Origin of the sequence: Prolixibacter denitrificans (genome assembly GCF_003014495.1) — a bacterium.
GTDB classification, from domain to species: domain Bacteria; phylum Bacteroidota; class Bacteroidia; order Bacteroidales; family Prolixibacteraceae; genus Prolixibacter; species Prolixibacter denitrificans.
Window position 1 is genome coordinate 213,545 of record NZ_PYGC01000001.1, and the last position, 15,009, is coordinate 228,553.

Sequence of the window (15,009 nt, forward strand, 5' to 3'; positions counted from 1 at the left end):
TAAATCATGAAGACAAACCGACGTAGTTTCTTTAAAACTTTGGGTGCCGGAGCAGCCGGTGCCAGCCTGGCATCTCTTCCTTTTTCAGGAATGGCAACCGAACAACCTTCAGTGAACGACGATGACCAGCAACTCTTTATTGGCGACGATATCGCGATAGCAGAAACAGAATACGGTAAGGTTAGAGGCTTTATTCTTCGCGGAATACACCAATTTCGTGGAATTCCGTACGGAGCCGATACAGGTGGAAAGAACCGCTTTATGCCGCCACAAAAACCGGAACCATGGAAAGAAATTCTGCCTGCCGTTTGGTGGGGAAATACGGCTCCGCAAATCATGGATGGCCGGTATGCGAACGCTTATGCTTCGTTTGTCGACCACTGGAATTACGATGATGTGAGTGAAGATTGCCTCAAGTTGAACATCTGGACTCCAGCCATCGATAAAAAGAAACGGCCGGTATTGGTTTGGTTACACGGAGGAGGTTACACCAACGGTAACGGTATTGAGCAGGATGGCTACGACGGCGAAAATTTCAGTCGCAAAGGCGATACTGTTTTTGTATCGATAAATCATCGCCTTGGTCCCATCGGTTTCTCTGATTTGTCTGGTGTAGGTGGAGAAAAATATGCCGATTCCGGTAACGTGGGGGCGCTCGATATGGTCGCTGCACTGAAATGGGTACAAAATAACATCGCCAATTTTGGCGGAGATCCGCGTAATGTAACGATCATGGGACAATCCGGCGGAGGTGCTAAAGTTTGTATTCTCACGGCGATGCCCGATGCAAAAGGTACGTTCCACAAAGCAGTTCCCCTGAGTGGCTCGACCACCGAAGCAATGGACCAAAACTATTCCAGGAAACTGGGAGAATACGTTTTGAAAGAAGCCAATCTGACATCTTCCGAGATAGACAAATTGCAGGAGATGCCCTGGAAGGAATATATTCTTTTGGCCAACAAGGCTCTCAAAAAAATGAGGGAAGATACTGGTGAAAACAGAGGATTCAGGGGTGGTTTCGCGCCCGTAGCCGATGGAAAAAATATTCCGAAAGGGAAATTTTACACCGAACCAAATGGCCTGTCTTCGGATGTGCCGATGCTTATTAGCAGTACGTTTCATGAGTGGGCCATGAGCCGGACCAATCCGGAGCTGGAAAAAATGACAGCTGATAAAGCCATCGAGATGCTGAAGAAATGGGCTGGCTTTGGCGGTGGATTGGGTGATAAAGCGCCCGAAGTTTACGCTGCATATGCCAAAGCGTTCCCGGATGCTAAACCCGTTGAATTGGCCATTATGATTAGCAGTAACCGAAAAGGCGTTGTCGAAACGGCCAATGCCAAAGCCAATCAAAAAGCGCCGGTTTATGTAGCCTGGTTTGGTTGGCAACCACCACTGTTCGACAACCGCATGCGGGCTTTCCATTGTCTCGATATCTCGTTCTGGTTCGCCAACACCGACCTCATGCTAACGCACAGCGGAGGTGGAAAACGCCCGAGAATGTTGTCTGATAAAATGTCGGGAACACTGATTCAGTTTATGAAAACCGGTAATCCGAACGGAGGAGGTCTGCCCGAATGGCCGCAGTATACAGTAGAAAAAGGTGAAACCATGATTTTGAACGACCGCTCCAAAGTGAAAAACGACCCGGACCGGGAAGCCAGAAATCTAATCTAACGATTATAAATGACCGGAAGCCACTTTTTCATTTTGATTAGTTCCAGTTAAACTCAGGCATTTTCCGGTCATTTTTCTTTTATTTTCCAGAATGTTACATTATTATTGTGTCGTTCGGACGCATTGACATTTAACGCCTGATGAATTGCTAACCTATATCATATTAAAAACAACAATTAATTGTTGTTCAACTAATCTAAACTAAAAACATCATGACAACAAAACGCGAGTTTTTAAAAAAGCTTTCGCTGATTACCGTTGGAGGAGTGCTGGGCGGAAGTGCTGCTCCCGCATTCGCATCCAAAACATTGAATAAAATGGCCGGCCCGTCAAAAAAAGTTGGCCTGCAGATTTATTCGCTGGGAAAAGAACTGACCGATGATGTTCCAAACGGAATGAAAAAGATAGCCGATATGGGCTACAGCTACATCGAGCTTGCCGGCTACCGCGACAGAAAAATGGGACAGTACGGCATGGATGAGTATCGTAAGATTGTGGAAGATGCTGGCCTGGAAATCCGTAGTTCGCACGTTAATCCAGACACCCGCGAGTACAACAAAGGGAATGTTGCTCAGATCGCCGATTACTGGAAGAAAACCGTTGAAGACCATGTAAAACTGGGAGCCACCACGCTGGTTCAACCTGGTATGCCCAAAATCGAAAATCATGACGATGCCGCCCTGGTTTGCGACGTTTTCAACCAGGCTGGAGAAATCGCGAAAGATGCCGGTATAAAGTGGGGCTATCACAACCACCACATGGAATTCAAGCGTATTCTTACGGAAGAAGACAAAAAGAAGAATGCTCCGTGGTGGATGCCGGTCGGCGACGTCATTTATGACCTGATGCTTAACGGGACCAACCCGGATTTAGTGTTTTATGAGATGGATGTGTACTGGACCGTCATGGGACAAAACGATCCGCTGGAGTATTTCGAAAAATACCCGGACCGTTTCCCGGTATTACATATCAAAGATCGGGAAGTGCTGGGCCAGTCAGGGATGATGAACTTCGAAAATATCTTCAACAAGGCTTACGAAAACGGTTTGAATTCATATTACGTAGAACTGGAGCAAGTGAAAAAAGGCATGAACCAGTTTGAAGGAGTAAAACAATGCTTCGACTACCTGGCCAATGCTTCATTCGTCAGAAACAGTTAACAGCCTATAAGCAATCAACTATAACATAATGAAATCTTTCATAAAAATAATCTCGCTTTCCCTGTTTGTACTCACTATCGGTATCTCAGGGTGCGGTCCGAAATATACGACCGAAGACAAAGGTGATTTTGTGCTCGTCCACAACCAGGCTGGAGCTACCGTTGGCTATTCACCGAACACCGGAGTAAAAATTCTGACAGTCGATCGTTTGGGATTTAAAGACCTGAATAAAAATGGTCAACTCGACAAGTACGAGGACTGGCGACTTCCGGTGGATGAACGAGCGAAAGATTTGGCCAGTAAAATGTCGGTAGAACAAATTGCGGGGCTCATGCTTTATAGCGCGCATCAGGCAATTCCCGGACGACCGGGAGGCTTTTTCACTTCAACTTACAATGGAAAATCGTTCGACGAAAGCGGTCTGAAACCGAGTGCTTTGTCTGATGAACAAAAGAAATTCCTGACAGAGGACAACCTGCGGCATGTTCTTATCACAACCGTGGAAAGTCCGGGAGTTGCGGCCCAATGGAACAACAATGCCCAGGCACTGGTCGAAGGCATTGGCATGGGAATTCCTGTAAACAATAGCTCTGACCCGCGCCACGGAACCGATTCGAATGCGGAATACAATGCCGGCGCTGGAGGGAAAATCTCCATGTGGCCGGGAACGGTCGGCATTGCCGCTTCTTTCGATCCTGATTTGATGAAACAATTTGGCGAAATCGCTTCCGCGGAATATCGCGCGTTGGGGATTGCAACGGCTCTTTCACCTCAAATCGACCTCGGAACGGAACCTCGCTGGAGCCGCTTCGAAGGAACCATGGGTGGCGATCCCGATTTGACGACTGATATGGCCCGGGCTTATGTCGACGGCTTCCAAACTTCCATTGGTAAAGATGAAGTTGCCAACGGATGGGGCTACAAAAGCGTGAACGCCATGGTTAAACATTGGCCGGGCGGTGGCCCGGAAGAAGGTGGCCGCGATGCGCATTTTGGTTATGGAAAATACGCTGTTTATCCGGGCAATAACCTGAAAGATCATTTGAAACCTTTCACCGAAGGGGCTTTCAAACTGAACGGAGCAACCCAAATGGCATCAGCATTAATGCCATATTATACCATTTCCTTTAATCAGGATACAGTCAACGGGGAGAATGTAGGAAACAGCTATAGCAAATACCTGATTACGGACTTGCTTCGTGGTAAATACGGCTACGATGGCGTGGTTTGCACCGACTGGATGATTACCAAAGACACGAAGGCCGTCGACCTGTTCCAGGGGAAATGCTGGGGAGTTGAAAATCTGAGCGAAGCACAACGTCACTATAAAGCCATCGAAGCCGGAGTAGACCAGTTTGGCGGAAACAATGAAATGAGTCCCGTTATCGAAGCATACAAAATGGGCGTTGCCGAACATGGTGAAGAATACATGCGCAAGCGATTCGAACAGTCAGCCGTTCGTCTGCTCCGAAATATCTTCCGGGTAGGCTTGTTCGAAAATCCATACCTGGATGTAGCTGAAACTGAAAAAATCGTCGGTAATCCGGAATTCATGAAGGCAGGTTATGATGCTCAGCTTCGGTCCATTGTCCTGTTGAAAAACCAGAATCACATCCTTCCGGTGAAAAAACAGTTGAAAGTATATGTACCGATTCGTTACACACCGGCAGGTAAAAACTGGTTTGGTTTTGCGACACCCGAGAAAAAGGAATATCCGTTCAACATGGACATTGTCAATAAATATTTCGAGGTGGTTGACAATCCTGAAGAAGCAGACTTCGCGCTCGTCGGCATCGAAAGTCCCGATGGCGGAGTTGGCTACGATCGTGAGGATTTGAAAAAAGGCGGAAACGGCTACCTCCCCATCAGCTTGCAGTATGGAGAATACACGGCCGAATACGCGCGCGACCCGAGTATTGCCGGCGGCAGTCCGTTCGAGGATTTCACGAACCGCACCTACAAAGGAAAAACAGTCACCACACACAATCAATTCGATATGGGAATGGTGAACGATACCAAAGCGAAAATGGGCGTCAAGCCTGTTGTGGTTGTCATCAAAGTTTCCAAGCCGATGGTTTTCTCGGAGATTGAAAAGAATTCGAATGCCATTCTCATTCACATGGGTGTGCAGGATCAGGCCATTATGGATATTCTGTCCGGAGCCGCAGAGCCTTCAGCTTTGCTGCCTTTCCAAATGCCGGCCAATATGAAAACTGTGGAAGAACAAAAGGAAGATGTTCCGCGCGACATGGAATGCTATGTTGACTCGGAAGGTCACACGTACGATTTTGCCTATGGCATGAACTGGAGCGGAGTAATCGACGACGAACGGGTAGCCAAATACAAATAAGCTACCGCGAACCTTGTCCCTAACCAGAAACATTTCTGATAGCTAAAAACAGAAAGGCCTGTAAATCTTGCGATTTACAGGCCTTTCATTTTCTGTCGGTCTGCAGGGATTCGAACCCTGGACCCGCTGATTAAGAGTCAGTAAATTTTGTTCTTGATTGTTTTTATTGGTGTATTGGATATCATATAAAATTTTGTTATTCAATTGCTTCTGTGTTTGTTTTGTTTTTCTTAGATTTACTTAATAATACACTTGTGATTTCACATTGATTTCACGCAGTTATTTAGTATGCAAAAAGACAAAGCATTTACAGAAATTCGAAAAGACAGAATTGAAAATGTCACATTGGCTCTCACATTGGATACCAGGCGACCAACTGACAAATTACCGGTTGCAGTAAGAGTAAATAAAGAGAGGAAGACAATCTATTACCGTACAGGTCTCAGATGTACTTTGGATGAGTGGGAGAAGATATCCAAATCTGCCAAAAGAGGGATAAACTTTGAAATAAAGAAATCCCAAATAGCAATCTATGACAAGGTAAAAGCGAACGTTGATTACCTCTTAAGGGAAAACTCATTCAACTTCGACAATTTAAAGTCAAGTTTGACTGGAGAGAAGTCATCCAACTTTTCAATATTTTGGAAGGATTTCGCGGATAGTAAAAAAGTAGGGACGCGCAAGAGTTATCTTAATGCCTTAAACTCTTTCTCATCTGCTGTTGGAACAAATATCGATTTCAGCAGTGTTTCACAATTGATGATTGAGAAGTGGAAAAGCAAGATGGAGAGAAACGGTCTAAGCAACACTACTCAGGGAATATATTTTAGGGCCTGTAGAGCCGTTGTAAATGATTGCATAAGACAAGGCCTAATAAAAAGAAATCAGTACCCATTTGGCCGGGGGAAAGTCATAATAAGGAGAGGTAGGAGTCGCAAAGATGAATTTTTAGACGTTTCCACCATTAAAAAATTAATGCGATTTGAACCTCCGGAGGAATGGTTGAAGGGATATGCTGACGCTGTGGTTGAAGCAATAAACTTCTGGATGTTCTCGTATTTAGGTAATGGCTTAAATCTCGCCGATATCGCCCAGTTGAAATATGAGAAACACTATTTCGAGTCTGGTAAAACCGAATTAAAATTCATACGTGAAAAAACAAAAGACACGACAGATGAGGATGTCGAGATAATAATACCAATTATTCCAGAGGTGCAGAAAATACTGGACAACTACGGAGATGTTCCGGAGCCTGACAATTTTGTTTTCCCACAAATCCTGAATGGAGAAACAGATCCATTCAGGATAAAAGACATTGTAACACAACACAACTCAAATATTCGGAGTCGGATACAGGTAGCTTGCAAGATACTTGGGATAGAGAAAAACCTAAGCATGACATGGGCGCGACATTCCTTTGCAACTAATTTAACTATTGCAGGTGTATCTGAACGATATATTAGCCAGGCAATGGGACATTCAACAAAAAAAAGCATAACACAAGGTTACATCGGCTTGTTTCCGCCTGAAAAAAGGATGAAGTTTAACAAAATGCTGTTGGAGGAATAGATATGAGCGATAAACCATATTTAAGACTGATTGAAATTCTCGATGGCCTATATAATCCTGATTATATTGAAAAGGAGAATGATATAGATTGGGCCGACCTGGAAATAAAGGCTACCGAAAGTATAATAGAAGAACTATTCCATTTCCAAAACGATGAACAGCGAACCGGGTTTTTAAATTTCTTTTTTAGAAGAATTTTTAATCAGGGAAAGGATTATAATTTGGGTTTGTTGAAACGTCAATATATTCCTGACAATTGGACCAAATCAGAATACGAATACATTAAAAATTGCAAACTTGTTCTTAATGGCCTGATAACTGACGTTTCGGAAGCCTGTCTGCAATATGATGGTATAGATTTTACCGAAATCATGGAAAACAATATCAAAACATCCACTGAAGAAAGACCTGATTTTGTTTGGTATGTAAAAACAAAATCTACACCTGAGACTGATATTTCAACCAGAAAACAGAGCTTATCTATACCCCAAATTGCACTTAAATATTATTACGAAGGTGAACTAATTACCAGAGACAACGGTCCAGAAATTGCAAAAAAATACGGTTTTACATCCAAAACATCAGGAGAGAAATTATATCAAAATTTCACGTTTTATTCAAAGACATCTAACAGAACTGGAGACCCTGGAACCAAAATAAAGATGAAAAATATAATAGGTCTTGTTAAATCTGTAATAGAGTTGTTGCCAGAAAACAAGAAGACAAAACCAACCGACGAGGTTAAAATACTAGAAAAGAGACTACTGAAAGAATATTAATTTTTTTATAACCGGTTATAACCGGTCACAGCTTTTTCTTCATGCGACCTTTACACAAGAAACATCAAATCTTGTGTAAAATGAATAATCCTTTTGAAGTAATTGACGCTCGGCTAAGCACAATTGAAGAACTCCTCATCGAATTAAAACACGGGCCAACAAGAGTCGAAAAAACCAATAGGCAAAAACTAAATGGCATCCGTGGAATAGCCAAATATCTTAAATGTTCCGTACGCACCGCTCAAGCACTAAAGGACAAAGGTTTATTTCCAGTGTATTGGGTCGGTAAAAATCTGTATGCTTATTCAGATGAGGTGGAAGAAGGGCTGAAAGAGAAAACCGCCAGATCAAATCACTCGAAATAATCCCAGTGATACCAGAAGGATACATATTGCAGCCTAGAGCTATCGACCAATCCGACATCATACATGAATCTCCAGTTGTGAGAGAGTTATGGTTTTACCTTCTCAGGAAAGTAAACCATAAAGATAATGGCAAATACAGACGGGGGGAAGGTTTTTTCAACCTATCGGGGATTGCCGAGGACCTTCACTGGTGGGTTGGATACAGGAAGAAGAAGTATTCAAAACCGCAGCTTACGAAATCTCTAGGAAGGCTACGCGAAAGAAATATGGTAGAAACAGCGAAGGCAACGCGAGGACTAATCGTAACAATCTGTAAATACGACTATTATCAAGACCCAGAAAACTACGTAGGCAACAGCGAAGGAAATACGAAGGAAACACGAAAGAAAAGACAGGGCTCCACTAAGAACAATAACAAAGAAGAAGGGAATAATGTAAGAATAAGAGAAATCATAGATTTCTATAACGAAACTTGCGTTTCGCTTCCTCCAGTAAAAGCTTTAACGGATAAAAGAATTCAATCCATCAATGCCCGAATTCGTGAACATGGAATAGATAGCGTTAAATCGATGCTCACGAACGCTTCAAAATCTACATTTCTTTCCGGACAAAACGGAAGAAACTGGATAGCCGATTTTGGATGGCTGTTCAAACCTGAAAATTTCATAAAAGTATTGGAAGGAAAGTATGACTATAAGAAATCTGAATCAGAGAAAGGATTTAGGATAGGACAAAAATTACATACGAATAAATACCAAAAAAAATTAGAATGGTAAATGTAAATTTCAACGAGGCGCTGAAGAATCTTCAGATTGCAAAAGTGGATGTGATACGCAAAGCAACATCCTTTTCGTTTGGCACCGTTCCGGAATGCAAAAAGCTTTTTGAGGATGCATTCAAATATGTTGACCACACTGCACGGCCGTTTATCTGGCAACATGAGTATGACCATGTAGTAAATTGGATGCATGACACCAGAGGCAAAGGATTGTTCCTCACAGGCGACATGGGGCGCGGAAAGTCTGTTATCATTATGCAGGTTATTCCACTGCTTTTTCATGTGAAGTTTAGAAAAAACATTCACCCGGTTTCAGCGGAGGAAATCCCCAATAAACTAGAACAAATAGCGAACCGTCCATTTGTGTGTATTGATGATCTAGGAACAGAGGCGGCAGTAAACAATTATGGAGAAAGGTTCGAAGGTTTTATGCGGATTGTCAACGTATGCGAAACTAATCTAAAGCCCCTTTTTGTTTCATCCAACTTGAATTCAGAGCAGATTATGAAACGCTACGACGAAAGAACTTTAGATAGAATTGCCAGGCTTTGTAAAGTCGTGAAATTTGAAGGAGTTAGCTTAAGACCGCAGTAAGTAGCAGCTCATTTTTAATCAGCCCCATCCCCATTAATATCACAGTTACTATATGTCCTGAAGCATAAAAAAATTGAAAAATATTTTTTCACCACAATCATACCACACGCTGATAATCAGGCATCTAATTTTTACAGCAAAAGATAGGCATTAAAAATAGAATTCACTCTTTCCATTTTAACCTAAATGCGAAAAATATGTCAGAAAGCACTTACCAAACAACTTTGAATGAATCGGTCCTGATGGACGTTTCAAAGATATTTTCGGCCTTTGTCGATGAATTGTCAAAGCTCATTTCATCTGTCACATTGAGCTCGACAGGTTTGGCGAAGAGTGGCATTTGGCGGTCTGTGGCGACCAAACAAAAGATTGAAACTTTAATACATCTACTCTCCGAATCGATGATTTTGTACGCAGAGGACGCCGCACTGAAGCATTGGAAGCGCGCGGAGCTCAAGATGAACGACAGAGCAAAAAAAGCCCTATCATCCTCGGACAGGACTTTTAATCAGGATGAGCTGGTCCGGATATTTAACATCAACCTCAATAACCTTCCCGCATCTTCTTTTTCTGTCGATGAAGTAGAATCATTCTCATTCGACAAGCGGAAATTAAAGGCGTTTCTATCCGGCTCCTTCAATAAAGGGGTTTTATCAGTAAGGGAACGGGTAGAATCAATTACGCAGTACCTCATTGATGATATCGAATTTATTGTAAAGGAGAATATTGAGAGTGCAGGATCCATGGCAAGTATGGATTCCCATCTTCGTGAACTTATGATCTCAATGAGGTACAAACGGAACCGGGTATTTATGTCTTACCTGAATATGCTCAGTCTTTTGTCAAAGATAGCCTACATAGAGGCTATGCTGAACCGCCGCGAGATACTCGAAACCATTATCCCAGACTATCGCTCAAAAAATTAACTAAACCTACCTAATCATGACAGATAAAGACCTCGATCAATACATCGAAAAGAACTACCGAAAGTTTCTTGACTATGCCAATTTTCACGCCTCGCGTAATGGCCTGACCAATTTAGGCTCCGAGCTTCTGAATTTTGTCCTGGAGATTGTCCTGGGAGATATGGACCGGGGGAAGGTCCTCGATTTGTTAGGGCGCAAGTACGGCAACTACAACGAGCTGCACACCTACATCCTAGGCATGATTAAAATCAACGCCTTCTCTCCCCGCTCCGACTTTCACCGGAAAGTACTCAACCGGCTCCCCATCGATGACAATGTGAATGTATCCCACCTCCTTTTAACGGATGAAACAGAGATGCAGCGGGATATCTCAGGCGATGTGGTAAGGGAAATGAACGTCTTGAGGTTATTGTCTAGTCGCGTATTGAATGACGAGGAGTTGAGGCTGTTCAATCAGAAATACATAAAGATGGACCACCTGTCTAATCTTGAGGGCAAGCAAGAGGTAATGTATAAGATAATGAACGGTGCCGATGAGAAACTAAAGGCAATGGTCAAGTTTTGCCAATTCCTTGTAAAGGATAAGGCAGCGGTAATGGAACTGTAAAAAATAAGCATCATGAGCGACACGGGAGCATTATATTTTGTTGTTGACCTTGACGTTAGGAAGCTATATGCCGATATCGAAAATGTCAATAAAAAAATCGAAAAGATGGCCGATAATTCCATTGCGCAGGGTAAGCGAATGGATGACACCTTCAGAGCTGTCGGTGGTGCCATTGCCGGGTATTTCTCTCTTCGGTCAATGGCTGAGTTTGCTAAACAAGTAGGTTCTGTACGAGGTGAGTTTGAGCAGCTGGATATCTCTTTGCAGACGATGCTCAAAAGTAAGGATAAGGCCGACAGGCTCATGCAGCAAGTGACACAGTTTGCCGCCACTACCCCATTTGAATTGAAAGATATTAGCAAAGGTACCAAGCAGCTTCTTGCATTCCAGGTAGGCGCCAATGACATTATTCCCACTCTTACAGAATTAGGTGACCTCGCATCCGGGCTGAATACTCCACTTAGCGAGCTGATATCTGCATACGGAAAAGTGAAAGCCAAAGGTAAACTACAGGCCGAAGAGATGAACATGTTTTTGGAAAGGGGTATTCCACTCGTTTCGGAACTGGCGAAAAAGTATGGTGTGGCCGAAAGTGCCATTTACACCATGGCCAGCCAAAGTAAAATCTCATTCCAGGACCTGCAGGATGTGCTGCATAAGCTAACGGCAGACGGCGGCATGTTTGCCGGCATGATGGAGAAGCAATCTCATTCAATCCTTGGTATGGTTTCCAACTTACAGGATAGTTGGGATTTGATGCTGAACAACATGGGTAAAGCAAATCAAGGAATGATTTACGATACCATTGGGTTCGCCCAGACGCTGGTTGCCAACTACCAAAGCATAATTGATATTATCAAGGTATTGATTGCTACAGCCGGAGCATATAAGGCTGCTGAAATTGTGGCCGGATTGATTGAACAGGCACAAGCTGCCGGGTCGCTGGCAAAAGCCCTGAAAGAAACAGCTATTGCACAAAAAACGCTTAACCTATTGCAGAAAGCTAGTCCTATTGGGTTAGTAGTGGGTGCATTTACAGCTCTAATTACTTCTCTTGCATTATTTGGGAAAGAAGCTGATAAAACCACTGAGAAGATTGACCAGATTAAACAGAGTGCAAAAGATGCCGCAGGTGAAGGTATCGATAAGGAGATTGCAAACATTGACGTACTTCTCGGGAAGCTGAAAAATGTAAACAATCAATCAGGAGACCGGGCGAAAGTTATCAATACCATCAATTCACAATATGGTAGTTATCTGAAGAATCTACTTACTGAAAAGACGGCCTATCAGGATATCGAGAAGGCACTGATAAACGTCAAGAATCAACTGAAAGAGAAGATTGAACTCGAAGCACTATCACAACAGGCCACTTCACTATATAAGAACGTCCGGAAATATCAGAGCCTGATTGATGAGGTATCAAAGATGAGTGTTGATAAGTTCAATAAAGAATTTGTGGGCAAGAATAAAGACCTCATAAAGGATGTTATGGGTAAATACGCTGTTGGAGGCTCGATCGTTGAAGGTGTGCAGGGAGCATTTAGGCAGCAATTCATAGATAACATCCAATACATTTTAAAGAGATTCAAAGACGAATACAACAAAATCATAAAGGACATCAATGACCGGACATCCGGGAAAGGTAACGGAGGTGGAGGTGGCGGCGGTGTACCCGGGTTCGATGAGGATAAATTCAAAGCCCAATTAAAAGCTGCGAAAAAGGATTACCAGGATTATGCAAGCCTTATTTCAGAGGAGTCAAGAAAGCAGTATGTGGCAGATTCAAAATATGTCACTGAAGGCAAAAAGACTTTTGAAGATTACCTAAAAGACCTGTATGAGAAGGCAAAGACTATCGGGGAGAAGATCCAGATTGAAATATTTGCAGCCGGTGAAGGCATTAAACTGAACTCTTCACCCATCCCGAAAAAATTGACGCCAAAAACCGGCTCTCAATTGTCGGGTGGTTTGAGTAATACGAAACAGGGGCTCGAAACTCAGAAGTTGCTTTCTCAGGCAAACCTAAAGGTAGAAAAGCAAATCACCGAAGAGAAGAAACGTCAGCAGAAGATATTTGAAAAGAATATGCAGACGCTCGACAATATGCTTTATGCCACCGGGCATCTGGTTGCTAAATATTCTCAACAGCTTGGCCTCACAGAGGACCAGTCGAAAGTTTTACAGGATGGTCTGAACGCTATGAGCGGCATCGCCGATATCGCCCGGGGTGACGTATTGGGAGGTAGTATCAAGATAATTGATTCAATGCTTTCACAATTCCTAAAGGCGAATGAAGCTATTTCGGTGCACTACGAGAATGTTCAGAAGAACATCGAGAAGTTGGTCAATTCTGTCAATATTGCGAACGAAGCCCTCGCAAATATTGGCTCCAGGAATATCCGTCAAAATTTGGCCCTCATCAATAGTCAAATATCAAGCCTGACAAAAGAAGCTGCGAATCTGGCAAAACAACTCGATGGTCAATATTCAGGCAGGCGAAACTATACTGGTAACTCAGGCTCTACTGCCGTCAGTTATTATGGTATTGTACGTGATGAGGTGGCCAGCCTTGAAGAGAGTATTAAAACACTTTCAAGTAGGTTGCTTTCTGAGAGCATTTCCGACGACCAGCGCAAAGCGATTGAAGCCATTTTACAAAGCTACAACGAGCTAAAGGCGCAAATGGATTCAATGACGCAGGATATCACCGGTACCACTGTTCAGGATTTGGCCGATTCAATTGCCCAGGCTTTCATTGACGGAACGGATGCGGCTGAATCATGGGGAAAAGCTGTTGACAATATTATCCGGAAGGTCATCATTGACCAATTAACGGCAAAGTTACTTACCAAGCCTATTCAGGATGCAATTGACCAGCTGGTGTCTGATACACAAGGTGGATTGACTACGCAGGAAGCTGATAAATTCAAACAATCGATTCAGAATATTGCCGACCAGGTAGGACCAGCATTTGAACAAGCTCAACAGGCTCTTGCAGATATTGGAATCAATATCAGCTCAACTGCAGATGCTGCTTCAGGATTAGCCGGACAGGTTAGCCGGTCCATTACCGAAGATACTGCTTCTGAACTGGTAGGATTATGGAACCGGACAGCTTTAGATACCCGGGCGATACGCGACAATTCAAAGTTGGCCATCACTCATCTGGCAAAGATTGAGGCGAATACCGGTACAATTGCAAGAAACAGTGATTATCTGAAAAAGCTGGATTCTATCGATTCCAGACTAGCGAAGCTAAGCACAAGCGGAAGCAGAATATAATCAGGCAGCAATGCCGAAAATTGAAATAATCATGGACAGTAAACAAATCATTGAAACAGACGAAAAGTCAATCAATTTCGTATTAACAAGCATTCAATCCGACATCAACAGCCTGAATAAGGGTATAATCGGATTATTGGTTGAGGACGGTATCACTCCAACCGCTGAACTAGTAAGCCGAATCATCAACGAAGGAGTTGAGGTGATTCGAAATGTGCTACTGGAGCGGTGTGACAAAGACATTAAACGTCTGAAAATTCGCAGCAAAACGATTGAGGAATCAATGCGTAATGATGCGAGGCAACTTGCGGACCGGTATCAAACTGCCGTGTATTCCATCAATAACGCTTTTGCAAGGACATCAGGCAGTATTAACCAGATGACCGGTCAAACTTACAGCACTCAGCAGGCCTTTGCAGTTGAGAACGGGAAAGCGGTCATTTTGGAGGACTTCAGACAGCAGGTAGAGCAAGACTTCACTTATGAGGTAAAAAGCAAAAATCAGGCGGATTTATGGGAAATGCTTGGACGGTTCGCTGAATCTTACAACCAGGTAAACAAAGCGGCTGAACGTGCTGGAATTATGCCGGTAATGGTTGACGACTTCGGCTCCGGATTTCGGTTAAAGAATGATTCGGATGAAATAGAACCGGATCCTCGAGTATTGAATCTTGTTTAACAAAAAAATATAAGAGATATGAATATTAGTTTGATGAAAAAAATCGTCAGAGAAGTTGACAAGAATCAAATTCCCGAAAGCTTTCTAAAGGGCCGGACCATCGAATCTGAGGCCGATTTAAGCGCAGTAGTGGAATCCTACCGGGAAACCGTCGGGACTGTTAAATCGGTCAAAAGCGATGAAGATTTGAATAAAGATATTCAAGAATGGGCCGCAAAAGGTAGCGATAAATGATTTGAA

At 43.2% G+C, this 15,009-nt stretch carries 13 protein-coding genes; all 13 read left to right on the forward strand.

From position 1 onward, the window contains the following. Positions 1–6: 6 nt before the first annotated feature. A complete protein-coding gene (locus CLV93_RS00985; RefSeq protein WP_106540303.1) occupies positions 7–1,677 on the forward strand; it encodes a carboxylesterase/lipase family protein in 1,671 nt (556 codons plus the stop codon). 212 nt (positions 1,678–1,889) lie between these two features. Continuing rightward, positions 1,890–2,837: a sugar phosphate isomerase/epimerase family protein gene (locus CLV93_RS00990; protein WP_106540304.1), complete on the forward strand. Its 948-nt coding sequence runs from the start codon at positions 1,890–1,892 to the stop codon at positions 2,835–2,837. A 28-nt stretch (positions 2,838–2,865) separates the two neighbouring features. Further along, on the forward strand, positions 2,866–5,187 hold the full coding sequence (locus tag CLV93_RS00995) for a glycoside hydrolase family 3 protein (protein ID WP_106540305.1): 2,322 nt from the start codon (positions 2,866–2,868) through the stop codon (positions 5,185–5,187). A gap of 288 nt (positions 5,188–5,475) precedes the next feature. Next, on the forward strand, positions 5,476–6,756 hold the full coding sequence (locus tag CLV93_RS01000) for a tyrosine-type recombinase/integrase (protein ID WP_106540306.1): 1,281 nt from the start codon (positions 5,476–5,478) through the stop codon (positions 6,754–6,756). A gap of 2 nt (positions 6,757–6,758) precedes the next feature. Further along, positions 6,759–7,535: a hypothetical protein gene (locus tag CLV93_RS01005; protein WP_106540307.1), complete on the forward strand. Its 777-nt coding sequence runs from the start codon at positions 6,759–6,761 to the stop codon at positions 7,533–7,535. 80 nt (positions 7,536–7,615) lie between these two features. Further along, complete coding sequence (locus CLV93_RS01010) at positions 7,616–7,900, forward strand: DUF3853 family protein (RefSeq protein WP_170108832.1); 285 nt, start codon at positions 7,616–7,618, stop codon at positions 7,898–7,900. Between the two features lie 5 nt (positions 7,901–7,905). Further along, positions 7,906–8,676 carry a hypothetical protein gene (locus tag CLV93_RS01015; RefSeq protein WP_106540309.1) on the forward strand — a complete coding sequence of 257 codons (771 nt, stop codon included), beginning with the start codon at positions 7,906–7,908 and terminating at the stop codon, positions 8,674–8,676. Continuing rightward, positions 8,670–9,272, forward strand: a complete 603-nt coding sequence (locus CLV93_RS01020; protein WP_106540310.1) for a P-loop NTPase family protein — start codon at positions 8,670–8,672, stop codon at positions 9,270–9,272. Before CLV93_RS01015 ends, CLV93_RS01020 begins: the two co-directional genes overlap by 7 nt. A 197-nt stretch (positions 9,273–9,469) precedes the next feature. Further along, positions 9,470–10,198: a hypothetical protein gene (locus CLV93_RS01025; RefSeq protein WP_106540311.1), complete on the forward strand. Its 729-nt coding sequence runs from the start codon at positions 9,470–9,472 to the stop codon at positions 10,196–10,198. Positions 10,199–10,214: 16 nt separating this feature from the next. Then, entirely contained in the window at positions 10,215–10,805 is a 591-nt protein-coding gene (locus CLV93_RS01030) for a hypothetical protein (RefSeq protein WP_106540312.1), read from the forward strand. Positions 10,806–10,817: 12 nt separating this feature from the next. Continuing rightward, positions 10,818–14,090, forward strand: coding sequence for a tape measure protein (locus tag CLV93_RS01035; protein ID WP_106540313.1), 3,273 nt, complete (start codon positions 10,818–10,820; stop codon positions 14,088–14,090). A gap of 31 nt (positions 14,091–14,121) precedes the next feature. Further along, the gene (locus tag CLV93_RS01040) at positions 14,122–14,769 is read left to right on the forward strand and encodes a hypothetical protein (protein WP_106540314.1); all 648 of its coding nucleotides are present in this window, start codon (positions 14,122–14,124) and stop codon (positions 14,767–14,769) included. A gap of 18 nt (positions 14,770–14,787) precedes the next feature. Beyond that, entirely contained in the window at positions 14,788–15,003 is a 216-nt protein-coding gene (locus tag CLV93_RS01045) for a hypothetical protein (RefSeq protein ID WP_106540315.1), read from the forward strand. The last annotated feature ends 6 nt before the right edge of the window (positions 15,004–15,009 follow it).

Coding starts and splice junctions, on each gene's coding strand:
- CLV93_RS00985 (WP_106540303.1), top strand. CDS start 7: ATGAAGACAAACCGACGTAGTTTCTTTAAAACTTTGGGTGCCGGAGCA.
- CLV93_RS00990 (WP_106540304.1), top strand. CDS start 1,890: ATGACAACAAAACGCGAGTTTTTAAAAAAGCTTTCGCTGATTACCGTT.
- CLV93_RS00995 (WP_106540305.1), top strand. CDS start 2,866: ATGAAATCTTTCATAAAAATAATCTCGCTTTCCCTGTTTGTACTCACT.
- CLV93_RS01000 (WP_106540306.1), top strand. CDS start 5,476: ATGCAAAAAGACAAAGCATTTACAGAAATTCGAAAAGACAGAATTGAA.
- CLV93_RS01005 (WP_106540307.1), top strand. CDS start 6,759: ATGAGCGATAAACCATATTTAAGACTGATTGAAATTCTCGATGGCCTA.
- CLV93_RS01010 (WP_170108832.1), top strand. CDS start 7,616: ATGAATAATCCTTTTGAAGTAATTGACGCTCGGCTAAGCACAATTGAA.
- CLV93_RS01020 (WP_106540310.1), top strand. CDS start 8,670: ATGGTAAATGTAAATTTCAACGAGGCGCTGAAGAATCTTCAGATTGCA.
- CLV93_RS01025 (WP_106540311.1), top strand. CDS start 9,470: ATGTCAGAAAGCACTTACCAAACAACTTTGAATGAATCGGTCCTGATG.
- CLV93_RS01030 (WP_106540312.1), top strand. CDS start 10,215: ATGACAGATAAAGACCTCGATCAATACATCGAAAAGAACTACCGAAAG.
- CLV93_RS01035 (WP_106540313.1), top strand. CDS start 10,818: ATGAGCGACACGGGAGCATTATATTTTGTTGTTGACCTTGACGTTAGG.
- CLV93_RS01040 (WP_106540314.1), top strand. CDS start 14,122: ATGGACAGTAAACAAATCATTGAAACAGACGAAAAGTCAATCAATTTC.
- CLV93_RS01045 (WP_106540315.1), top strand. CDS start 14,788: ATGAATATTAGTTTGATGAAAAAAATCGTCAGAGAAGTTGACAAGAAT.